Raw genomic sequence first — 23347 nt, forward strand, 5'->3', positions numbered from 1 at the left:
TCGATTGTGGCTTCTATTCGCAGATCTTCGGACGCCTTGGACGCCGGCGCTGCGCGATTGGTAGGCCGGCACGCGCACCGGGGCAGAGCTCAAGAGCCGCGTCAATCGCGCTCCTGTCGAGTTCTCCTCGCCGGGCGATCAATACGATCTGGCTTCTCTCAGGACCTTCCTCTCGCTCCAGTTCGACGGAAGATCGCTTTCCTACGAATTGAAAGATGGCCCGTGACGGTCGCTGTTGGTCTTTGATCATCAGACTCAACAAGCCCTTGCCGCGCAGAATTTGGGACGGGAGAGCCTCGGCGAACTGTCTGAATGCTTCTGCACGAATTGGAGCATCCCAGTAAAAGGACGCACTTTCGTAAAGATCCGAGTGTTTGCCCTGTACCGCTCCGCGAGCTCTGTGGCGAGCTTGTTCCGTCGGACCAAAGAGAACTTCGGTCGAGACTTGCGCATTCACAACATCCAACAGCTTCATGCTGCGTTGAGCTGCTTGAAGCATTTGCTTGACTTCGAGCTGCACCGCCTCGGACACCAAATCGGTCTTATTCAACAAAACTAGATCGGACATGGCCGCTTGATCGATTGCAAGCTCCGTGCTTTGGAAGTCGAGATCGAGTATGTTGGATGTATCGATCAAACAGAATAGGCCATCGACATAGAACAGCTCTCTGATGGGATCGGCGTCGAAGACTCTCAATACACCGGCGGGATGAGATACACCGCTGCACTCGAGCAGGACGCGTGTGAACTTGTTCGACCGCCGGCTGACTGAAACCAAACCGGACGCCAGATCGTCTCGGATTGAACAACAAACGCAACCGTTGCTCAGCTCTATCTGATCTTCAGTCTCGACCTTGATGAGATCTTGATCAATATTAATCGCACCAAAATCGTTGACCAGAACGGCAAGACGTTCGGATCCAGGATTATGCAGGAGATGGTTGATGAGTGTTGTCTTGCCTGCCCCGAGGAACCCGCAGATGATTGTCGATGGAAGCATCATCTCGCGCGTCCCATCCAGCGATAGACAGTACTGAGGCGCTCCTTGGCGGATGGCTTGGTGCTTGATTCCAGCCTCCGCGCGGGACGACGCAACACTCCAACGATTCCAGTTGGGAAGTAATAGACTGCCAGAATGAAAAGCAGTCCGAGCCACAACATCCAGCGATCCGGGGACAGCACCTGGCCGATTCCCGGCAATGAGCCTAAGGCCGTGCTCGCACCTTTCAGTAGATCCTGCAGATAGCCTTGCGCCACTAAAAACGCAGCCGCCCCTACGATACTGCCGTAGACCGTCCCGACCCCACCGATGATGACTATCATGAGGATATCGAGCATGATTTCGAACGAGAGCGAGGCGTCCGGTCCGGTGTATCGAAGCCAAAGCGACAACATGACACCAGCCAAGCAGGCGAACACGGCAGCAACGACATTGGACAGCGTTCGAAAGACAAAAACCGGATAGCCGATCGCCTCCGCTCTGAATTCGTTATCGCGGATAGCGAGCAGCACACGTCCGAACGGTGAATTCACGATACGGAGCAGCGCGAGAACGAATGTCACGCTCATCGCAAAAATGAGATAATAGCAGACGACTTTACCGTCGATCGTAAGCCCGAAGATCTTCGTATCCAAGAGGCGGGAGCTTGGCATCAAGGCAGGCGGCAACCGGAAGATAATGCCATCTTCCCCGCCAGTCAGATTGGACAACTGAGTTGCAAGGGTTTGGGCCGCCGCCGAGAGAGCGAGCGTGATCATAGAGAAGAATATCGCTCGCACTCGTAGCGAGAACAAGCCGATGACAAGCGCAAGCAAGACGGACACGACGATAGCCGCGATCGCGCCAACGGCTAGGGAGGTCCAGTTCGCCCCCAATCTGACGATGGCGATACCGACACCGTAGGCCCCGATCCCGAAGAACACGGTATGGGCGAAACTTACGATCCCGGTATAGCCGAGCAGCAGATCGAAGCTTGCCACAAGAACCGCGAAGATCATGATTTTAACGCAAATGCTGATCGCCTTGGCCCCGGTTAGCGCAAACGGAGCCACGAGGAGCGCGACAATGATTGCGATCAGAAGTATGGCCAGAAGCCGGCTCCCTGGCCGGTCTCTAGATATCAGGCGCGTCCAATCCATCGACGTAATCACCGCGCACTCGCCGGATAAAGCCCATTTGGGCGCCAAAGGAGTATCGTCGTCATCAAAGCAATGTTTGAGAATAGTGCGACTTTGGGCTCGATGAAGCTGGCATAGTTCGCACAAATCCCGACCAAGATCGCGCCCAGAAGAGCGCCGACGGTGGATCCAAGCCCGCCAATGATGATGACGATGAACACCAGTACGTTCATTTGGCTCCCGATCTGTGGGACAAGCGTCTGCTGGTAGAGGCCCCACATCACACCGCCGAGACCAGCAAGCGCACAGCCTGATACAAATGTCGCGACGAAGAGGCGTCGCACGCCATAACCGAGAGCCTCGACCATTTCGCGGTCGTGAACCCCTGCGCGGATCAACAGCCCGGTTTTTGTGCGGGTGAACACAAGATACTGGCCCAAGAAGACGAGAGCCCCAACCAGGAAGGCAAAGGCGCGATAGCGTTCAACGGCAACATCGGCGATCACGAAAGCGCCGCTCAGAAACGGCGGCAGCACCACATTTACCTGCTGAACGCCCCAGATGATCTTGATGATTTCTTCACCGACGATTAGACCTCCGGTCGTCACCAGAATTTGCATCAAGTGATCGCCGTAGACCGGCTTGACCAGCAATCGTTCAAACAGAAAGCCGGACAAGCCGGCACCAGCCACGGCAGCCACGATGGCCACTAGGATCACGAGACAATTCTCGCTCAGGTACGGAGATACGACGTAGCCGCTGAGTGATGCGAAGACGGTCGCTGAGAGATAAGCTCCAACTGTGATGAAAATGCCCTGGCCGAAATTCAATACATCCATCAAACCAAAAACAATGGTCATGCCGGACGCGACCGTAAAGATAATCATCCCCATGGCCACTCCAGCAATCGTCAGAGTGAACCAAGCAGCGGGATTACCGATCGCCAAATATGCGCAGCCCATCAGAATCGGCAAGAGCGCCAAAGGCATCAGGTCGGAACGGTTCAAGGACATAGCGCGAGACCCAAATGCGTTTGAAGGAGGTCGTCACGCGCAAAGCACTCATCCGCGGGGCCCGTGTGGACGATCCTTCCGGCGTCAATAATTGCGACGTCATCTCCGACCTCGCGTGCAAGCTGCAGATTCTGTTCGACCAGTAGGATACTGGCTCCGCTCTGCTTCAGTTTGAGCATAGCTTCGGCCATATTGTTGACGATCGCCGGCGCCAACCCTTTGCTTGGCTCGTCAATCAGTAGCAATTCTCGGGGTTCGACGATTGCTCGCGCCATTGCCACCATTTGCTTTTGACCGCCGGACAATTTTCCAGCTGGCTTGTTCCAAAACTGATGAACGGCCGGAAACAGTTCAAAGATCCACTCCAGGCGCTGTTGATCGATATCTGTCACGCGCGAGGCGTTTCTCGCTGCTAGGAGCATGTTTTCCTTCACGCTGAGGTCAGGGAAGATGCCCATGTTCTCGGGCACATAAGCGATACCGAGCCGCGAGATCTCCGCAGTCGAGCGACCTACAATGTCAGTGCCGGCGAAGCTTATGCGGCCTTTTGAGGCAGGCCACAGTCCCATAATCGTTCGCAGCGTCGTCGTTTTGCCCGCACCATTTCTTCCAAGGAGAAGTGTGATCCGATTGCGTTGAGCGCGAAAGCCCACCCCCTGCAGAATGTGGTATAAACCAATGTGGGTGTGAACGTTCTCGAGATTGAGCAGAAGTTCTGTCACATCGCGCCTCGTCTCGAACCGGCATTTGTGCCCAGGTAAGCTTCCTGTACGATTTCCGATTCAATCACATCGGCCGGCTTACCGTCGGCCACGAGCTGCCCATTGTGGAGGACAATGATACGATCGGCGAGATCGCGGACAACGTCCATTTTATGTTCGACAAGAAGTATCGTCTTGTGGCTCAAATCTTTCAGATCGCGAATGAGGTTCAAGACCACCGGGACTTCGTCGGCGCTCATGCCGGCCGTTGGTTCGTCAAACATGTACACTTTCGGATCCATGGCGATGAGCATGGCAACCTCCAACTTGCGTTGGTCGCCGTGCGAAAGAGTGGCAACCGGCTCACCGAGTTGATTCGCCATCGAGACGGATTTGAGAATATCGGTCGCTCGCTCGATCAGATCGCCTGCATCGCTCCATATGCTCCAGAAATTGAGACCGTGGCAGTGGCGACCAGCTTGCATCGATTGTGCAACCAGGCGAATATTTTCAAGGACAGTCAGGCGCGGGAAGAGATTGGTAAGCTGAAATGCTCGGCCTAGCCCTCTCTTTGCCCGTTGGGCTGCGGACAAAGCCGTTACATTTTCCTCACCGAGCCATACTTCGCCGTGGGAAGATGCGATTTGACCCGAGATCAGATTGAAGTAAGTCGTTTTGCCCGCACCGTTTGGACCAACAATGGCGGTAAGCGTACCACCTTTGAAGGACGAGCTGACGGCGTGCACGGCCCGATGCCCTCCAAAGGAAACGCCAAGATCGACGGTCCTGAGTATTGCCGGATTGGCACCTGCGTTAGGGAAGGTTGCGCGTTCGGGCCGACTGGGGGACATGGCTGTTGTGGCCTATTTGCTCTTGGCCATTGAGTTCAGCACGGAGTTCAACTCGTCGCCACCAAATGCCTTGATCAGCTTAGGCACAGCCCATTCGACGCCCGGCACGGTGGTGTAAGTCACGCCATAGAAATCATGGAGCGCCTGATGATTTTCCTTGCGGATGGTGAGTTGGCCGGTTGAACCCTCGAACGACATACCTTCGAAGGCAGCGACGAGCTTTTCGGAGTCCGAACCTCCTGTCTTGATGACGGCATTGACGATGGCCAGGGCCGCGTCAAATGCGAACGCCGTTCCAACATCAGGCGGCGAATTGAACCGCTTCTTGTGCTCGGCGATGAGCCATTCATTTTCGATGTTCTTGATGACTTCGTAGTAATAGGGGGTCACGCCCGTCAGGTTAGGAATGCCCTTGTACGCGGCCATTCCCTGAAGCGGAGCAGCGGTCGTCGCTAGTTCGATTCCATAGCGAGCGGGGTCCATCGCGTTGATCTTTGCGATCGGGCTGGTGCCGACCCAATTCACCCACAAGATCTTCTTGCCTGGGCGGTCCTTAAGCGCATCAAAGACGCGCTGCGCGACGCCAGTGAAGTCAGTGGTATTGATAGGCAGAAACTCTTCGGCCACGATGGTTGCGCCGGTTTTTGTCGCCGTCGATTTAAAGACCTGCGCGCTCTCGCGACCGAAAACATAGTCTTGAGCGAGTACTGCGATGAAAGTGTCTTTCCCGGCCAGAAGCGAGGCTGAGGCTACAGCTTCCTGCCCAACGGTTCGGCCCGTGCGAACTACATACCTGTTCCACTTTTCACCAGTGATACTGTCGGCGCCGGCGACGTCGACGACGAGAGGCTTCTTGAGTTCCTCAGCAACGGGCATCATGGCGAGGGTGGTTGCAGACGAGGTGCTTCCGACCGCTATGTCGGCCTTATCGTCCTGAAAGGATTCTTCGATCAGCGCACGTGCCCGATCGGGCTTCAACTGGTCATCCTTTTGGATCACCACGATAGGTCGGCCGTTGACCTTCATTGTGCCCTGTGTTGCGTACTCAAGACCGAGTTGAAGACCGATCTGGGCTTGCTTGGCGTAAACCTCGAAAGCGCCTGTGGTGCTCGTGATCAAAGCGATCTTGAAATCTTCGGCGAAGGCTGCGGACGAGACGCAACAAATCGCGGTCAAGAGGAATACGGATGATCGCGCAGTGCGCACACAACGTTTCGTGATGCCAGTCATCAAAAATCCTCCCCATTCTTGTCTGCGGAGAGCTAAATCTCCCTTCATAATTTTGTCAATATGAAATTTTATCAGAAATTTTCACGACTGAGCCTGTTTGTGCCCTGGAGCATCTGTTTCGCATCCAGGAGAGAGCCGCTAGGCAACCAGACGTTGTTAGACCAGTTGTTCGGCTCTAAGAGCCCTGCGAGATCGCTGTCCGTCCTTTGGACTTCCAAGATAAGCGGCAATTACATTCGGATCAGTCGCAATCTGATCGGGACTTCCGTCTCCAATAACCGATCCGTAGTTCATGACGGTGATCCGTTCACACAACCCCATGACGAATTTCATATCGTGCTCTACCAAGACAATCGTCAATCCCTGCCGGACCTGATTGCGCAACAGGTCGCCAACGGTAGCCGTTTCGACGGGGTTTAAGCCCGACGTGACTTCGTCAAGCAGCAGAAGGTTGGGCTCGGTCGCCAACGCACGAGCGATCTCGACGAGGCGGCGGTCACCGTAGGACAAGTCCGTTACTGGCGCGTCCGCTTTCGTCAGGAGACCAACGATCTCCAGAAATTCTCTCGCCGCAGAAACTGTTTTCGCTTCTTCCCTCCGCTTTCTGCCGATCGAGAACATGCTTCCCCATAGACCGACCGAGTTGTGGAGATGCCGCCCTGTTGCGACGACATCCAATACGGTCATTTCGTCAAAGAGTTTTGGGGTCTGAAAAGTGCGGCAGATACCGGACGCCACCCGGGCCTCGGGAGTCATATGAGTGATCGCTTCACCTCTGAAGCAAATCTCGCCGGCACTTACGGTGGTGAGGCCCGATATCAGATCGAAAGCAGTGCTTTTTCCAGCACCGTTTGGTCCAATGAGACCATGTATGCTTGCTTCCTTCACGTCCATCGATAGTTTATTGACAGCAACAAGGCCGCCGAAGCGCCGCGTCACCTCGCGCAATGTCAGGATAACCTCAGAAGATCTCATCTTATATGAATCCTCTTGCTGCGGCTCAAGGCCGCACCGGCGCCCGCTATGCCCTTAGGCAGCAAGATCATCGAAGCAACAAGCAGAACTCCAAACGCAAGCATCTTGTACTGCGCAAAGTCCCGTAGATATTCTGGAGCAACGATCAGGACAGCCGCCCCGATGATGGCGCCAGGAAGCGATCCCAGGCCGCCCACGGTTATCATGATCAGACATGTGAGCGACTCGTACCAGGTGAAACTTTCGGGACTTAGAAAGCGCATGAGATGTGGCAGATATGCGCCTGCAATCCCGGCGATTGCGCAACCGAGTGTGATCACGATCATTCGATAGCGTGCCACGGGAATACCGACGCTTCGAGCCGCCGCTTCGTTCTGGCCGATCGCGCGGAAGGCACGACCGATTTTTCCGTGGCTAAGGCGAACGAGCAAACCATAAATGAGGGTGAGTGTAAGCGCTTCACATACGAACAGGCCGGTGCGCGTTTCGACCTGGAAGCCAATTATGCTGATCACAGGAATTCCACGGACTCCGGCGCTACCGCCTGTCAAACCCGTCCAGTTGGAAAGAATCTGATGGACGACGATGCCAAAGCCAAACGTCGCAATCTTGAAATAGACACCCGAAAGCCTAATCAGCTGCGCCATTAGCAATCCGGCGGCAGCTGCCGCTAGCCCAGCAGCAATGAGTGTCACGAGAAACGGCAGACCAAGATTTTTTTGGAGAAGAACGGAAGTGTAAGCTCCGATTCCCATGAAAGCCGCGTGCCCGAGGGACAGTTGCCCTGCGAGCCCGACCATAGTCTGTAAGCCCAATGCAGAAATCGCGTAAATCGCAACGGCCAAGCCTAGGTAAAGATAGAAGCCACCGAGACTCAAGGGCACAGACCAAAGAATGCTCACGATAACCGCAAAGACAATCCAGTCATTTCGATTCTGGCTTGTCGTGCTCGCGAGATCATTTTGCTGAGACAGCGACTCCTTTGCCGTTCTGGACAAGACAGCCTCTTGCACGTGCCTAGCCTCTCTTTCCCATTAGTCCGGTCGGTCTTACGAGCAGGATGCCGATCATGAGGAGGAAGGCCAAGCTGTCCTGGTATTCCGATGAAACCAGTTGACCTCCCAGCGTTTCACCAATCCCAATCACAAGGCCACCGATCACGGATCCCGGGATGCTTCCCAATGAGCCCAACACAGCCGCGGCGAACGCTTTGATCCCGAGCATTCCCATGTCGGCAGACACGAAGGTAATTGGCGCATAGAGAACACCGGCCGCAGCACCAATACCCGAAGCCAGCGCAAAGGACGCCGCAGATGCAAATCTGCGATTCACTCCCATGACAGACGCCGTTTGAGCATCGTCAGCTGCCGCACGTAGGGCCAAACCGAGCCACGTCCGAGTGAAGAGGATGTGGAGCCCAACGATCAACACCACCATCGTCAATCCGATGAGGGGATAGACCGCTGGTACAGGATACTGCCCGACCCTGATCGTCTCGTGAGTAAGAGGGATAGGATAGACGAGCGGGTTTGCTCCCCAGATGAGCCTGGCGCCGTTGCTGAGAACGATGCCAATTCCCAGCGTGAGCAGCACAAGGTAAGTCTGACTCGCTCCACGCTGAATGGCGGGCCAGAGTGCGCTTTGCGCGATGATGTACCCCAAGCAGGCCGTGACCGCGGCCGCAAATGGAACAACGAGCCAAAACGGAAGAGTGGGAGCACTGATGATGATCGAATAGCCGACGAAAGCCCCAACCATCATCAGGTCGCCTTGGGCAAAATTCACCAATCCCATGGCGCGGTAGACCATGCTGAATCCGACGGCCACAAGGCTGTAGATGCAACCGACTGCCAGTCCGCTTAGCAGCTGAAGCGAGAGATTCATGGTAGAACGCGCCTCGAACGCCTTTACTTGAGCAGGGTATCGAGCTTGACCTTGCCGTCGACGAGCTCGGCCATGGGCAAAGGCCGGTGAGCGTCACCGTTTGAGAGTATTGTGATCGGGCCGGTTGCGCCCTGAAACGCCTTGGTGTTGAAGATTTCGTCGCGGATTGTCTGCTTGGAAATCCCACTCTTTGCGGCCGCCCGCTTCATTGCGTCAGCAAGGACATACATCGCATCATAGCCCATGCCTTCATATTGAGTTGGCGCTCTATGATGGCGTTCATTCCATTTCTGAACGAATTTCTTCCCGGCGTCCGTTTCGATCGAGCCCGCCAGATAATAGAGCAGGCCATAAGTACCCTCAGCCGAAGGTCCGGCTATTTCACGATATTGGTCTATGCCAATCGCGCTTCCGACATAGAACGGAAACTTGATCTGCATTTCTGCCATTTGTTTCGCCATTAGACCCGCTTCGGTGTAGTACCCCCAGAGCACGATATAGTCGGGCTTTGCTGATGCCACGGTCGCCAACGTTGGCTTAAACTCGCGGGATGTGGGCTCGTAAGCAATCCTACCCTTGAGCTCAAGTCCGATTTCCTTGGCTTTCTTCTCGAACGCTTCAGCCAGGGGAACTCCGAAGTTGTCATTTCGGACCAGGAGATACGCGCTCTTTGCTCCCTTATCCTTTTTGAGCCACTCTGCAGTGCGCTCGGCCCAAGTGGTTGACGATTGCGCTATTCGCGCGAACCAAGGATTGTTTGCCAACGTCAGGGCACTGTCCACTGCAAGTGGAGAGAGTTGCGGCACTTTCGCCTCTTTGGTGACCTCGATCGCCGCGGCTGTGCCGGCACTTGTGGAGCCGCCGACCACCGCCACCACGTCGTCGACGTCGATCATGCGCTGAACGGCTTGCGCGGCCACGCCGGGGCTTGCGGTGTCATCCGCCGGTATGAGCTTTATTTTGTCCGCACCCAAGAACCCGGCATTGATTTCTTCAAGCGCGAATTGGGCGCCAGCAAGACTTTCAGAGCCGTAGGCAGCCGCCGGGCCGGACAAGGGTCCGAAGAAGCCGACCGGAAAGTCCTTCGCCACAGCCGAAGACCCAAACGAGAGGAGAACAGTTGCGAATATGCCCATACGAGCGAGTACCATCTTCCAATCCTCCAAATGCAACATGTTAGACGCCGAGATAGCTTCGTTGGATCTCTGGATCGCTCTCAAGCGAGGCTGCGAGCCCCGATCTGACGATCGTGCCGCGCTCCAGAACGTATGCACGATCAGCGACATCGAGCGCCGCTGCTGCATTCTGCTCCACAAGAAGGATGGTCATGCCATCCTTGGCGAGCCGATTGATCGTGTCGAAGATCAGTTCAATCAGCAAAGGCGCAAGGCCCATGGAGGGCTCGTCCAATAGGAGGAGCCTCGGCTTTGCCATCATGGCCCGCGCCATGGCGACCATTTGCTGCTCGCCGCCTGACAGCGTTCCGGCATGTTGATCACGACGCTCCGCCAACCGAGGGAAGAGATCGTAAACGCGATCGAAGTGCCAGGACGGCCCGAAGCCAGTTCGACGAGAATAGCCGCCCATCGCGAGATTTTCCGCGACGGTCAGATTGGAGAAAACCCGCCGGCCCTCCGGCACAACAGCTATGCCGGCAGCAACGATACCGCTCGGCTTCATAGCAAGAAGAGACTTACCATCGAACGTCAGCTGCCCGGCGTTGACAGGAAGTAAACCGCAGAGTGCATTGATGAGCGTTGTCTTTCCGGCGCCATTGCGACCTAAAAGGCAAACTACTTCGCCCGCGCTAACATCAAGCGACACGCCGTGAAGAACATCGACCCCAGCGACGTAGGAAACTCGAATTCCGGACACCGCCAGGAGTTTTGGTTCATTGATCGCCATGCTCGCGGACGATGAGTGGGAAGCGTTCATCAGCAGGGCCCTCATCCGCTACGGCTCGATAAGAAACGGAGCTTCACAGCCCCGGCTGCAGCTCAGATAACTTTCAAGGATGCTTCGGACATTCTTCATAAGGTGCTTTTTGGAATAATTGGTCACGACGCACCAATAGGCGAAGCGACGCCGTGTCGACGACAGGCGGCCTCGATTGTATTTCTGAGAAGACAAGCGATCGTCATGGGGCCCACCCCACCCGGAACCGGGGTGAGCGCGCCGGCCACGGCACGCGCGCCTGCAAAGTCCACGTCGCCGATCAATTTCTGGTGCCCCTCGTGCTCGACGCGATTGATCCCGACATCGATTACAATCGCGCCGGGCTTGATCCAGTCACCACGAATAAGCTCGGGTTGCCCGACGGCAGCTACAAGTATGTCCGCGCGGCGACACACCGAAGGTAGATCCTCAGTCCTGGAGTGCGCGACTGTGACCGTGCAATTTTCTCGAAGTAGAAGTTGCGCGAGCGGCTTACCGACGATGTTGGAGCGTCCAACGATGACGGCATTCAGTCCAGCAAGCTGGCTGCGAACTCCCTTGATCAGCAGCATACACCCGAGCGGAGTACAGGGGACTAGCGCACGCCCGCCAAGCGAGAGCTTGCCTACATTCATCGGATGAAAGCCATCTACGTCCTTCGCCGGATCGACGGCCGCCGTCACCTTTTGGGCATCGATATGAGAAGGGAGCGGTAACTGCACGAGAATACCGTCCACGTCGTGAGCGGAATTCAGTCGATCGATCAACGATAACAGATCTGTTTCGCTCGTCGTGCTCGGCAGTTCATGATGAAATGAACGCAAACCAGCTTCAACAGAACGGCGAATCTTGTTGCGGACGTACACCGAACTCGCCGGATCGTTGCCAACGAGGACTACGGCCAGTCCGGGCGTAAGCCCTCTCTCTACAAGGTTCTCGACTGCACTTCGCAGCTCAGAATGGAGCCTTGCCGCCACCGCGCCACCGTCGATGAGAGTGGCCTCACTTATTTCCCGGATGTTCATCGAAAGATCACCGTGCGATCGCCATTCATGAGTATTCGATTTTCGGCATGCAGCTTGACGGCCCGCGCCAGAACGGCGGCCTCGACATCTCTTCCGATCGCCGAAAGATCGTCTGGTGTCAGGGAGTGGTCCACACGGAGCACGTCTTGTTCAATGATTGGGCCTTCATCCAAATCGGCCGTCACGTAGTGGGCCGTTGCTCCAATCAACTTGACCCCTCGTGAGTGGGCCTGATGATACGGCCGAGCTCCCTTGAAGCTCGGCAGGAAGGAATGGTGTATATTTATGATCCTTCCAGACATCTTTTGACAAAGATTGTCTGACAAGACCTGCATGTAGCGCGCCAAGACAACGAGGTCGATTCGCTCCTGCTCAACCAACTCGAGGAGCTTTGCTTCTTGCGCGAGCTTCGTATCGGCGGTGATGGGCATATGATGAAACGGAATGTCATAGGACGCGGCGAGCCGGTAGAAGTCGCGGTGATTGGAGACGATCAACGGGATTTCGACCCCCAGAGTGCCGGTTGCGTACCGGAACAGCAGATCGTTCAGACAATGCCCCGCCTTCGACACCATGATCAGAAGACGAGGCCTCGACTTGCAGTCATGAAATTCCCAGGTCATACCGAATGAAGTGCTGACTTCCGAGAAGTCTGCCTGCAGATCCGTCAGCAGGACGCTAGGCGCATCAAACGACACGCGCATAAAAAGCCTTCCAACGCTGCGGTCCGAGAATTGAGCACTGTCACGGATATTGCACCCGTGCGTGGCGAGAAAGCCTGAAACGGCGTGCACAATCCCAATTCGGTCCGGACAGGAGAATGTCAGAATGAAATCAGGACGCAGGGAGCGATCTTTGGAAGACCCATCGACAACTGACGTTTGCGTTTCGGCATGAACAGGTCCAGGTATGACGCTTGTTTCGGCCATGACAATCTAGCTCTTCTACGAGGCCGCGGCCGAGACGAGAGCACCCTCCCCGACATCCTTTACGCGACTATTGTTGGGATCATAAAACGGACGGAATGATGCGCGCGCGGGTACACGCACGCCGGCGACCTCGACCTCGAATTTCCCGCTCTGGAGAAAGGACGCATCGACAATGCCATTCGAGTTGTCGATGAAGCCCAATCCCAAGCAGGTGCCGACTGTGTGTCCGAACATGCCGGACGTGATACGGCCAACAAGCCGCCCGTCGTGCCAAATTGGTTCGTTGTGGTAGATCAACACGTCCGGATCGTTCAGCGCGACGTGGATCATTTTTCGCCTGGCCCCTGCGTCCCTCTGGCGCAGCAGTGCATCTCGTCCAATGAAGCCTTGCGGCTTCGACCACGCCACCGCAAAGCCGAGACCTGATTCCAGTGGGGTGTCCTCGTCCGTGACGTCGTGCCCCCAATGACGGTACCCCTTCTCCATTCGCAGAGAATTCATGGCATGATAGCCAGCGAGACGCATATTTGATGCCGCGCCTTCTTCGACGAGGCAATCATAGACCCCCTGTACGAACTCAGTTGGGATGTACAATTCCCATCCGAGTTCGCCGACATAGGTAATGCGGCTTGCCCTGACTTTGGCATAGCCAAGGTCAATGACTTGGGAGGTCGCGAAGGGAAATGCCGAGTTAGAGAGGTCCGCATCCGTAAGCTTGCTCAAGAGATCCCTTGATTTCGGACCCATGACGCCCAGTACGGCGTAGGCGGAGCTTACATCGATCGCGATCGCTCGCGCACCTTCGGGAATGTGACGGCGCAACCAGGCAAAGTCCCTGACTTGCGTCGCCGCCGCCGTTACGATGAGAAATCGCTTCAAGCCTTCGCGCGTGACGGTAAGATCCGCTTCGATGCCGCCTCGTTCATTGAGCCATTGCGTATAGACGATGCGGCCGACCGGCACCGAAACGTTATTGGAACATATCCTGTTCAGGATGGATTCGGCATCGTCCCCTTCAAGGATAAACTTCGCGAAGGACGATTGATCGAACAATCCAACACTTTCCCGTACCGCCCGATGTTCCGCGGCTGAGTGTTCGAACCAATTCTGACGGCCGTAGCTATATTCGTACCTTGCCTCTCGCCCCTTCGGCGCGAACCAGTTCGGTCGCTCCCAGCCCGCGACCTCTCCAAAACAAGCTCCTTGCGCGAGCAAACGATCGTGGAGGGCCGAGCGGCGAACTCCTCTTGCCGTGTCGGGCTGCCGGAACGGCCAATGCATGGCGTACAAGAGGCCGAGAGCCTCGACAGTGCGGTCCTTTAAGTATCGTCGATTCGACTGGAACGGCATGACGCGCCGCACATCAACGTCCCAAAGGTCCATCGGGGGATGACCGTCGACGATCCAGTCGGCCAGGACTTTACCTGCTCCACCCGCGGAGCGAATACCGATCGAGTTGAAGCCGGCCGCCACGAAGAGATTCCGCACTTCAGGCGTCTCGCCCAGCATGTAGCGGTCATCGGGCGTGAAGCTTTCAGGACCGTTGAAAAACAACTGGATCCCGGTTTTTGCCAGTATCGGCACACGACGAATTGCCCCCTCAAGCAATGGCTCAATATGCTCGAGGTCATCTGGCAGAGTATCGAATTCAAAGCTCTCAGGAATTCCCTGCATACCCCACGGCTTTGCGACCGGCTCGAACCAACCAACCAGCAGCTTGCCGGCGTCTTCCTTGAAGTAAGTACAGGCATCGCCGTCACGCAGTACGGGAAGATGCTTTCTGATTTCAGGCACCGGCTCAGTCACGATGTAGAAGTGCTCGGCAGCGTGAAGAGGGACAGTCGTGCCGGCTTGTGCACCGAGCTCCCTCGCCCACATGCCAGCACAATTGACGACGTATTCAGCTGCTATTTCGGCGTCCTTCGTTCGCACGCCCGTGGCACGGCCATTTTCGATCAGAATGTCGGTAACCGCGGTATTCTCAAATATCTTCGCCCCACGACCCCTCGCTCCCCTTGCTAGGGCTTGCGTCGTATCCACCGGGTTCGTCTGCCCGTCTTTCGGAAGGTGCACCGCGCCGACGAGGTCCTCGGTCGCCATCAACGGCCAAAGATCACCCGCCTCCTTCGCCGACATGACGTTGACCTCCAACCCGAAACATCGGGCCATCGAGGCTCCACGCCGGAGTTCTTCAAAACGCTCATGGTTGTTGGCGATTGCGAGCGATCCAATCTGTCGGTATCCGGTATTTTGACCCGTTTCGCGCTCGAGTTCAGAGTAAAGCTCTGTCGTGTATTGAGCTAGCCGTGTGAGATTGTGAGTCGCACCAAGCTGCCCAACGAGGCCCGCTGCGTGCCAAGTGGTGCCGGACGTAAGCTGTTTTCGTTCGAGCAAAACAACGTCCGTCCAACCGCGAAGGGTTAGATGGTAGGCCAGACTGCAGCCCATGATTCCGCCGCCTATGATGACGACTTGAGCCGACTTGGGAAGTTCCGTCACACCCGATCTCCGATCCAACCGTGAAATTCTGTCAGATTTTTTCACAATTGTGAACGATTTTTTTCATGACCAAGGTGTTTTTTTTCAAAATTGTGCCGTCTATAAAGAATCGAGCGCTCTCGGCGACTGAGCGCGCCTAGGTTGCGAGACTTTGGCTTCTGATGTGGTCTCGGTGCACTCCGTCGAGCATCGAGAGGCCTTTCGTGCTAGCGTTGTTTTGAAGGTCGAAGGAGTCGATGGCTATTAGATCGATACGCGCGGCTGACGAATGGGCGGCCACAGAGTCGGGATCCAGCATGGACCCTGAAGCCGCCGTGGGCGGACAGATCCGTGAATTGCGCAAAATCAAGAAGTTGACCTTGACCCAGCTTGCCCAGGCAGCCGGAATCTCGGTCGGCTATTTGAGTCAAATTGAGAGAAATCAATCGAAGCTGCCGATCGGAATTTTGAAGAAGCTCAGCGACGCCCTCGGCGTCCATATGAATTGGTTCTTCAATGGCAACTTGCAGGCTACCCCGGATGAAAGGGACGTCATCGTTCGTAAAGCGCATCGCCGACGCCTGACATTTACTGGGCTAGGCATCGCTGAAGAGCTTCTGTCTCCCAATCTAGCCGGTCCTCTCGAACTCCTTCTGAGCACAATCGAACCAGGCGCTGATAGCGGCGAGTACAGCCATGATGGCAATGAAGCAGGCATTCTGATTGCGGGTCGATTGGACTTATGGGTTGACGGAAAGCGCTTCCAGCTTGAGGAGGGGGATAGCTTTTCGTTCAGCAGCACCTCGCAACATCGCTGCGCAAATCCAGGAAAGGTGCCCGCAAAGGTGGTTTGGGTGATTACTCCGCCGCATTACTAGTGAGTATCTTTCACTTGATTGGGCAGCGAAATCGGTCAATCCATCTCGCGGTCGATCCTCGCGGCTTTGATTGAAGTCGTGATGAAGCGGCGCACTTCCTGGACACGACGGGTCTCGTGCGTGTCGGAATGCGAAGTCAGCCAGTAGCTTCGCGCGAACCGCACTTCGGGGAGTAGGCGCTGTAGTTCGGGATAATTTCGGGCCGCATAGTCGTGCAAGATGCCGATTCCGTGGCCGCTTCGCACGGCCTCCATCTGGGCGACGACGCTGCCGCATTCGTAGCGACGCGACATCAGGCGGCCAAGAGCCGAGGCATAGTCCAGCGCCCGGCTGTACACGAAGTCCTCCACGTGCGTGACGAACAGCCGTCCCGCCAGATCAGATTGACTTTCGATTGCACCTTCCCGTGACAAATAGCTCTGCGCCGCATAGACGCTCAACGTGTAGTCGGTTAATTTCGAGACGATCAGCCGCCCTTGCTTTGGCTCGTCGAGGGTGATTGCAATATCCGCTTCGCGCCGCGACAATGAAAAAGTGCGGGGAAGCGGGACGAGCTGAATGACAAGGCCAGGGTGTTTGGCAGCTAGCGCTCCAAGCCGGCTAGCCAAAAAGTAGTTACCCAGCCCGTCCGGGGCCCCGACGCGCACGGTGCCAGTAATCGCTTCTGTAGTACCGCCGATGCTTGCGCCGACTTTGAGAAGCTCACTCTCGGCGCGTTCTGCAGCCGCAACCAGGGCCTCACCTGCCGGTGTGAGCGCGCAACCTGAGATGTGGCGCTCGAGCAGCTTGGCGTTGAGACCTTTCTCCAACGCGGTAAGTTGACGGGCGACCGTCGCATGGTTGAGCCGCAACCGCTTTGACGCCTTCAGGATCTGCCCAGCACGCGCGACTTCCAAGAATATCCGAACCCGCTCCCAATCCATTGACTACACTTTCTGCACAACGGAGCCGCGAACACGGCAATTGATGTGCAGATTCATGCGCTTCATATCGGTTGAGATCAAGCATCCGACAGAGGAGCGCAACGATGTCCGCGACCATTCCGAACTTCATCAATGGCCAAGTATTCCAGGGTCGAGGCAGTAGGAGCTCGCCTGTCTTCAACCCTGCGAGCGGCGAACAGTCGGGAACGCTCGGCTTGGCTTCGGCCGAAGACGTAAGCGCTGCAGTCGTTGCGGCAAGAGAGGCCTTTCCGGCGTGGGCCAGCACGCCTCCGCTCCGGCGCGCGCGCATTCTCAATCGCTTCTTGCGAATCCTCGAAGACCGGATCGATGAACTCGCTCAAGTGATCAGTGCTGAACATGGCAAGGTTCTGTCCGATGCGAAAGGAGAGATTCAGCGGGGAATGGAAGTGGTAGAGTTTGCGACGGGCGCGCCGGAACTCCTCAAAGGTGAAATTACCGAGAACGTCGGCACCCGCGTCGATTCCCATTCGCTGCGGCAGCCGCTCGGCGTCGTCGCCGGCATTACCCCATTCAATTTTCCGGCAATGGTTCCGATGTGGATGTTTCCCGTCGCGCTCGCCTGCGGAAACACTTTCGTCCTCAAGCCGTCCGAGCGCAACCCATCGGCTTCGCTTATCCTGGCGCAGTGGCTCAATGAGGCAGGTCTACCCCGCGGAGCGTTCAACGTCGTCCAGGGCGACAAGGAGGCGGTTGATGCACTTATCACTCACCCTGACGTCTCGGCTGTGAGTTTTGTCGGTTCGACGCCCATCGCGCGCTATATCTACGAGACCGCAACGCATCACGGCAAGCGTTGCCAGGCACTCGGTGGTGCCAAGAACCACATGATCATAATGCCCGACGCCGATATGGATCTGGCAGTTGATGCACTGATGGGAGCAGCTTACGGCTCGGCGGGCGAACGCTGCATGGCGATTTCGGTAGCCGTCCCTATCGGCGATGCCACGGCGCGAGAACTCATCCAAAGACTGGCACCGAAGGTTCGTGCATTGACCATTGGTCCCGGCACCGATCCCGGCGTAGAAATGGGGCCGCTCGTGACGAAACAACACCGTGACAAGGTCCGCGCTTACGTCGACGCCGGCGTTGCCGAGGGTGCAGAACTCGTTGTTGATGGGCGCGACTTTAAGCGACAAGGGTACGAGAACGGTTACTTTATAGGGGGAACCCTGTTCGACCGAGTGACAACGGAGATGAAAATCTATCGAGAGGAGATCTTCGGCCCTGTGCTCGCGGTGGCTCGCGCTGGTTCCTATGATGAGGCGGCCGACATGATAAATAAGCACGAATTCGGCAACGGCACCGCCATATTCACCAGAGACGGGGATGCGGCACGAGAATTCGCTCACCAGATTCAGGTCGGAATGGTCGGAATAAACGTCCCTATTCCCGTTCCGATGGCATTTCATTCGTTCGGCGGGTGGAAAGCTTCTCTTTTCGGAGACCACCACATGCACGGCCCCGAAGGAGTGCGATTTTACACCAAACTGAAAACAATCACGACGCGATGGCCAACGGGCATCCGGAGCGGCGCAGAATTCGTGATGCCGACGATGAGCTGATCGATAGGATCGCCGGCTTGATCCCGTCGGCGACTCCCACTTATCCAGGGCAGCCATAGTACGTAGCCCCAGTTGCAGGATGAACGCGGATCGAGGGCGGCTTGTCCCCTGCATACGCATTCAGTTTCTTTCGGCCCGACCAGAGATTCTACGACAGCTGAAATCGTGATCTAGGCTAGCAAAAAAGGGCCACTCCTTTTCGGAGTGGCTCGCCAAGTCAGGGAGGAAACGTCCCAGAGGGACCTCTGTGATCAGGCCGCCGCCTGTTCGATCGGTGAAAATGGGACGCCGAGGCTCTCAGCTACAGCCCTGTAGGTGACCCGGCCCCGATGGACATTGAGACCTGCGCGCAGATGCGGATCGTCGAGCACTGCTGCGAGCCCCCCATGGGCAAGAGCCAGCCCAAACGGCAGTGTCGCATTGTTCAGCGCATGGCTCGAAGTTAGTGGGACGGCTCCTGGCATATTGGTGACACAGTAGTGTATCACCCCATCCACCTCATACGTCGGATCGGCGTGCGTGGTTGGACGTGAGGTCCCGAAACAGCCGCCTTGATCAATCGCAACGTCGACAATCACTGAGCTCTTGCGCATTGAACTCAACATGTCACGGGTGACGAGTTTGGGCGCGCTCGCACCCGGCACAAGTACAGCGCCGATGACAACCTCCGCTGCAAAGACCTCCTCCTCGACGGCTTCGATCGTCGAGAACCTGGTTCGAACGCGGCCTTCGAATAGTTCATCCACCTCGCGAAGCCTAGGAATCGAGCGGTCTAGGATTGTAATTTCGGCACCCAGGCCTGCCGCCATCCGGGCCGCGTGGGTGCCGACAACGCCGCCTCCGACCACCACTATCCTAGCCGGCTGGACACCGGGAACCCCACCGATCAGCAGCCCCTTGCCCTCCAGCATATCGTTTCGGGGCCGCACCGGCCGCTTCGATCGCAAGCCTGCCAGCGACCTCGCTCATCGGCGCAAGCAGCGGAAGACCGCCATGCGCATCAGACACGGTTTCATAGGCAACGGCAGTGCAGCCAGATTGCATAAGGCTTTTGGCTTGCTCTGGATCAGGCGCCAGATGAAGGTAGGTGAAGAGGATCTGGTTCTCTCGCAGGAGGGCCCACTCGGGGGGCTGGGGCTCCTTTACTTTCACGATCATCTCACTCGATGCAAACACCTCGTGAGCTGAGTCTAAAATAGTCGCGCCAGCTTTGCGGTAGCCCTGGTCTGCCGCGCCGATGCCGACGCCGGCATTTCGTTGCAATGGCGACAGAGCCAGCAGGCCTGCACCACGGCCGTGAGCGTCTTCTCGGCCGTCCAGCGCGGCTCCAAAAAGCCGGGGAAGTAGGAGCCCTTGCGCAGCTTGGGGATGCGGAGCTCAAGCGTGCCGGCGCGGGTCTCCCAGGTCGTGTCGCGGTAGCCGTTGCGCGGGGCCAGACGCTCCGGGTTCTTCTCGCCGTAGGCGGCCCGGTCTGGCCTTCCACTTCCAGCTCCATCAGTCGCTGGCGACAAAGCCAATCATCTCGCGCGTAGTTGCGCATCAGGGGTCTTCTCCAGGAGCGTGCGCAGGTTCATCATGTCGGTCATCGGCGGTTTCTCGGTTGCGTTGGCGTGTCGCAACCCGATCCTACCGGAGAACTGCCGGTGACCACCGCAAAGCCGCCCGCCCGCTACGGCGCTATTTGAGGGCGCGCGTCCGGGCGGCTTTGCTCTACCGACCTACAACACCGCCGGGGAGTACGTCATGCCAAGCCGATGATTGTTTGTGGGTGCAAGTCCCATCCGGCCAAAGCCGTAGCAGGCAAGCCGGGACCGAGTCTTGCGGGCGTCGCGGCAACGCTGGGGTCCGAAGTGTAGACAGGAGTCGTGCGGGGTGCGGGAATGAGCCTCGAAAGGTGGATGTTTGCGGAGGCCGAGTGTGTTCCCTAAGCACGAAGGCTGCATGAGCATCGTCGATACGCGAGACGATGCCGCTCCGTCGGGGTCGATGGCCTCATCACGCACGGAAGGTAATCATCGGAACATGAGAGGCCCGACCGGGTCCGCTGGATTGATCTCCAGCGGGGGACAGCGGCAAGGCACCGCCAGAGCCGTTGTTCGAGCTGAGGTCGGGAGTCGGACTGGTCCATACTACCTGTGAAGTCGTCGAAGGTAACGAGACGCATGGAGGGAAGGGACCAGCTCGAGGGGAGCCCGCGCGAGGAGGCCAGGGTCCGGACACAGAGCCGGGTTACCTTGCCGCCGAACCTCAAGCGGGTGAACGCGGCAGCCAAGCAAGCTGCCCAAACCCGGTTCACGGCCCTGCTGCACCATGTCGACGAAGACGCTCTTCTTCGGGCGTTTCGACGACAAAAGCGGCGGGCCAGCGCGGGGGTCGATGGGGTGACGGTGGCGAAGTACGAAGAGAGGCTGACGGATAACCTCCGCGACCTCTGCGGACGGGTCCACTCCGGTCGCTACCGGCCACAGCCGGTGCGGCGCATCTACATCCCCAAAGCCGACGGCGGTAGCGGCCTCTCGGCGTGCCGGCGCTAGAGGACAAGATTGTCCAAAGCGCGGTGGCCGAGGTGCTGAGCGCCGTCTACGAGGCCGACTTCCTCGGGTTCTCCTATGGCTTCCGGCCGGGGCGGAATCCTCACATGGCGCTTGATGCTCTGCATACGGCGATCATGAGCCAGCACGTGAACTGGGTGCTCGATGCCGACATACGCAGCTTCTTCGACTCGGTCGACCACGAGTGGCTGTTGCGGATGCTGGCGCAGAGGATCGCCGATCCTCGCATCTTGCAGCTCATCGGGCTGTGGCTGCGAGCCGGCGTTCTTGAGAGCGGCGAGAAGCGAGAGACGGACAGGGGCACGCCGCAGGGGGCGGGCATCAGCCCGCTCCTTGCCGATATCTTCCTGCACTACATCCTCGATCTCTGGACTATCAATGGCGTCTGTCGCGCGGCGATCAGGGGTTCTTCCGCACATTTGGTGCAGGGTGCAGGATTCACGAACAGTGCGAATAAGGGCATAAGGTCGGAATCGCAGTCGACGTCCGTGATTCGCCTTGCTCCATGCCTTCCGCTCGCTGGTTTCCCCCGAACTTTCGATTGTCCAGATCCTTCCCCAGACGGATAGGGTGGTGCTCGTGGCTCGGCCGAAGTCAGCGGTCTCGCTCTGTCCCTGTTGCGGCGGCCAGACGGGTCGCGTCCACAGCCATTACCTGCGACGCTTAGCCGATCTGCCGTGGCAAGGTCGAGTGGTCGAAATCCGGCTTCAGGCGCGACGCTTTCGATGCGCGAATCCGCAATGCCCGCGTCAGATATTCACCGAGCGGCTACCGGCAACGGTGCGGCCGAAAGCAAGACGCACAACCCGCCTCGGCGAGAGCCTACTGGCAATGGGCTTTGCGGTCGGCGGAGAACCCGGCTCGCGCCTGTCGCGCAAACTGGCCATGCCGGTCAGTGGCGACACCTTGCTCCGGATGGTTCACTCGGCTCCCTTGCCGGATTTCGTGGCCCCGACCGTCGTCGGCATCGACGATTGGGCTTGGCGTCGTGGCCAGCGATATGGAACGATCATCTGCGATCTGGAGCGCAATTGCGTACTTGACCTGCTTCCCGATCGTAATGCCGACAGTGTTGCGCGCTGGCTGAAGCGCTGGCCGGAGATCAAGGTCGTCGCGCGCGACCGTGCGGGCCTTTATGCTGATGGCGCGCGCTGCGGCGCACCCGACGCGGTGCAGGTGGCGGACCGCTGGCACCTGCTCAACAGTCTGGGTGAGGCCCTGCGCCACGCGGTCGGCCGCCATCGTCACAGCATAGCCGCCGCCGTGCAAATCATGGCGTCCGTGCAACGACCGAAGACTGGCAGTTCCACGCTCCCGCCCGGCCTTGCACAATTGCGGGCGGATCGAAAGGCTGCACGACGCGAACGCTGGGATGAAATCTGTCGCCTACGCGAGCAAGGTTGCCCGACATCTGGGATCGCCCAACTGCTCGGCGTCGACAGGCGCACGGTTCAGCGCTGGCTGGCCGCTGGCGGCGAACCAGAGCATTCGCGTCCTCACAGACCTTCACATCTTCTCGCGCCCTTCTCGGCATGGCTCGAAGCGCGGTGGGCCTCCGGCTGCCAGGGGGGCCAGCAGCTTTGGCGCGAGCTTCAGCAACAGGGTTATACTGGAAGTCGGGTGACCGTCGCGCGATGGGCCGCTGACAGGCGTGCACATGCAGGCTCCGGAGGAGCAGCACAACCGCACCCAACCTGGAAAGCTCCCTCGCGTCGTCGCTGTGCTTGGTATTTGAGTCGGGATCTGGATCAGATCGATGCTGACGCCAGGCTGTTCCTCGGTCACCTGTTTGCGCGAGCTCCGGAACTCGCCACGACAGCAGAGCTAGCGAAGCGGTTTGTGTCTCTTCTCAGGGGCAGCGACATCGCCGAGCTCGATAAATGGATCGCACAAGCAGCCACCAGCGAGCTCAAGAGCTTCGCCAACGGCATCGCGCGCGACATCGACGCGGTCCGAGCGGCAATAACAACCCCCTGGACAACCAGTCCGGTCGAAGGCCAGATCAGCAGGATCAAAGCCATCAAACGACAAATGTATGGCCGGGCAAGCTATCCGCTATTGCGTCGACGCGTCCTTCTGGCTGCTTGAGTATGACCGGGCAACCTGTCCAACCCCAGCTACTCAAGCTGCACCAAATGTGCGGAAGAACCCGATCAGGATGGAAAGCAGCGTCAATCAAGGTGAGAGAGTTTAGCTGGGCTCGTGACGTAGGGAGGGCGTAGCCCGACCGGAGTTACGAGCCAAGCGTCGG

At 57.6% G+C, this 23347-nt stretch carries 20 protein-coding genes and 2 pseudogenes; 5 read left to right on the plus strand and 17 right to left on the minus strand.

Going from position 1 to position 23347, the window contains the following annotated elements; translation table 11 throughout:
* Positions 1 to 13: 13 nt before the first annotated feature.
* The 14 genes from ACVWW6_RS00620 to ACVWW6_RS00685 form a co-directional block, all read right to left on the minus strand.
* Complete coding sequence (locus tag ACVWW6_RS00620; RefSeq protein ID WP_456679892.1) at positions 14 to 1003, minus strand: CobW family GTP-binding protein; 990 nt, start codon at positions 1001 to 1003, stop codon at positions 14 to 16.
* Complete coding sequence (locus tag ACVWW6_RS00625) at positions 1000 to 2139, minus strand: branched-chain amino acid ABC transporter permease (RefSeq protein ID WP_456679893.1); 1140 nt, start codon at positions 2137 to 2139, stop codon at positions 1000 to 1002. Before ACVWW6_RS00625 ends, ACVWW6_RS00620 begins: the two co-directional genes overlap by 4 nt.
* A gap of 8 nt (positions 2140 to 2147) precedes the next feature.
* The gene (locus ACVWW6_RS00630) at positions 2148 to 3131 is read right to left on the minus strand and encodes a branched-chain amino acid ABC transporter permease (RefSeq protein ID WP_456679894.1); all 984 of its coding nucleotides are present in this window, start codon (positions 3129 to 3131) and stop codon (positions 2148 to 2150) included.
* Positions 3122 to 3853: an ABC transporter ATP-binding protein gene (locus ACVWW6_RS00635; protein ID WP_456679895.1), complete on the minus strand. Its 732-nt coding sequence runs from the start codon at positions 3851 to 3853 to the stop codon at positions 3122 to 3124. The genes ACVWW6_RS00630 and ACVWW6_RS00635 overlap by 10 nt, the downstream gene beginning before the upstream one ends.
* Positions 3850 to 4683: an ABC transporter ATP-binding protein gene (locus tag ACVWW6_RS00640; RefSeq protein WP_456679896.1), complete on the minus strand. Its 834-nt coding sequence runs from the start codon at positions 4681 to 4683 to the stop codon at positions 3850 to 3852. Before ACVWW6_RS00640 ends, ACVWW6_RS00635 begins: the two co-directional genes overlap by 4 nt.
* Positions 4684 to 4695: 12 nt before the next feature.
* A complete protein-coding gene (locus tag ACVWW6_RS00645; protein ID WP_456679897.1) occupies positions 4696 to 5913 on the minus strand; it encodes a substrate-binding domain-containing protein in 1218 nt (405 codons plus the stop codon).
* Between the two features lie 156 nt (positions 5914 to 6069).
* Positions 6070 to 6888 (minus strand): ABC transporter ATP-binding protein, encoded by an 819-nt coding sequence (locus tag ACVWW6_RS00650; RefSeq protein WP_456679898.1) that lies wholly within the window; start codon positions 6886 to 6888, stop codon positions 6070 to 6072.
* Positions 6885 to 7886, minus strand: a complete 1002-nt coding sequence (locus ACVWW6_RS00655; protein ID WP_456679899.1) for a branched-chain amino acid ABC transporter permease — start codon at positions 7884 to 7886, stop codon at positions 6885 to 6887. The genes ACVWW6_RS00650 and ACVWW6_RS00655 overlap by 4 nt, the downstream gene beginning before the upstream one ends.
* A 19-nt stretch (positions 7887 to 7905) precedes the next feature.
* The gene (locus ACVWW6_RS00660) at positions 7906 to 8772 is read right to left on the minus strand and encodes a branched-chain amino acid ABC transporter permease (protein WP_456679900.1); all 867 of its coding nucleotides are present in this window, start codon (positions 8770 to 8772) and stop codon (positions 7906 to 7908) included.
* Positions 8773 to 8795: 23 nt separating this feature from the next.
* A complete protein-coding gene (locus tag ACVWW6_RS00665) occupies positions 8796 to 9923 on the minus strand; it encodes an ABC transporter substrate-binding protein (RefSeq protein WP_456679901.1) in 1128 nt (375 codons plus the stop codon).
* A gap of 25 nt (positions 9924 to 9948) precedes the next feature.
* Positions 9949 to 10707 (minus strand): ABC transporter ATP-binding protein, encoded by a 759-nt coding sequence (locus ACVWW6_RS00670; RefSeq protein WP_456679902.1) that lies wholly within the window; start codon positions 10705 to 10707, stop codon positions 9949 to 9951.
* A gap of 122 nt (positions 10708 to 10829) precedes the next feature.
* A complete protein-coding gene (folD, locus tag ACVWW6_RS00675) occupies positions 10830 to 11732 on the minus strand; it encodes a bifunctional methylenetetrahydrofolate dehydrogenase/methenyltetrahydrofolate cyclohydrolase FolD (RefSeq protein WP_456679903.1) in 903 nt (300 codons plus the stop codon).
* Positions 11729 to 12661 (minus strand): formyltetrahydrofolate deformylase, encoded by a 933-nt coding sequence (gene purU / locus ACVWW6_RS00680; RefSeq protein ID WP_456679904.1) that lies wholly within the window; start codon positions 12659 to 12661, stop codon positions 11729 to 11731. Before purU ends, folD begins: the two co-directional genes overlap by 4 nt.
* Before the next feature lie 15 nt (positions 12662 to 12676).
* A complete protein-coding gene (locus ACVWW6_RS00685; RefSeq protein ID WP_456679905.1) occupies positions 12677 to 15160 on the minus strand; it encodes a GcvT family protein in 2484 nt (827 codons plus the stop codon).
* A gap of 296 nt (positions 15161 to 15456) precedes the next feature.
* Between ACVWW6_RS00685 and ACVWW6_RS00690 the strand changes: the two genes are divergently transcribed.
* Positions 15457 to 16017, plus strand: coding sequence for a helix-turn-helix domain-containing protein (locus ACVWW6_RS00690; protein ID WP_456679906.1), 561 nt, complete (start codon positions 15457 to 15459; stop codon positions 16015 to 16017).
* 35 nt (positions 16018 to 16052) lie between these two features.
* Here the strand turns inward: ACVWW6_RS00690 and ACVWW6_RS00695 are convergent, their stop codons facing one another.
* Entirely contained in the window at positions 16053 to 16940 is an 888-nt protein-coding gene (locus ACVWW6_RS00695; protein ID WP_456679907.1) for a LysR family transcriptional regulator, read from the minus strand.
* Positions 16941 to 17044: 104 nt separating this feature from the next.
* Between ACVWW6_RS00695 and ACVWW6_RS00700 the strand changes: the two genes are divergently transcribed.
* Positions 17045 to 18544, plus strand: coding sequence for a CoA-acylating methylmalonate-semialdehyde dehydrogenase (locus ACVWW6_RS00700; RefSeq protein WP_456679908.1), 1500 nt, complete (start codon positions 17045 to 17047; stop codon positions 18542 to 18544).
* Between the two features lie 251 nt (positions 18545 to 18795).
* Here ACVWW6_RS00700 and ald read toward each other — a convergent pair.
* Positions 18796 to 19795 (minus strand): annotated as a pseudogene (gene ald / locus ACVWW6_RS00705) (alanine dehydrogenase); the annotation flags it as partial.
* 20 nt (positions 19796 to 19815) lie between these two features.
* Positions 19816 to 20130 (minus strand): annotated as a pseudogene (locus tag ACVWW6_RS00710) (transposase); the annotation flags it as partial.
* A gap of 648 nt (positions 20131 to 20778) precedes the next feature.
* Here ACVWW6_RS00710 and ACVWW6_RS00715 point away from each other — a divergent pair.
* From ACVWW6_RS00715 to ACVWW6_RS00725, 3 genes are read left to right on the plus strand one after another with little or no spacing between them, the layout of a single operon-like run.
* A complete protein-coding gene (locus ACVWW6_RS00715; RefSeq protein ID WP_456679909.1) occupies positions 20779 to 21078 on the plus strand; it encodes a hypothetical protein in 300 nt (99 codons plus the stop codon).
* Between the two features lie 23 nt (positions 21079 to 21101).
* Positions 21102 to 21665, plus strand: coding sequence for a reverse transcriptase domain-containing protein (locus ACVWW6_RS00720; RefSeq protein WP_456679910.1), 564 nt, complete (start codon positions 21102 to 21104; stop codon positions 21663 to 21665).
* Between the two features lie 10 nt (positions 21666 to 21675).
* A complete protein-coding gene (locus ACVWW6_RS00725) occupies positions 21676 to 23184 on the plus strand; it encodes an ISL3 family transposase (protein WP_456683103.1) in 1509 nt (502 codons plus the stop codon).
* Positions 23185 to 23347: the final 163 nt, after the last annotated feature.

This window comes from Bradyrhizobium sp. USDA 3311 (genome assembly GCF_054062495.1).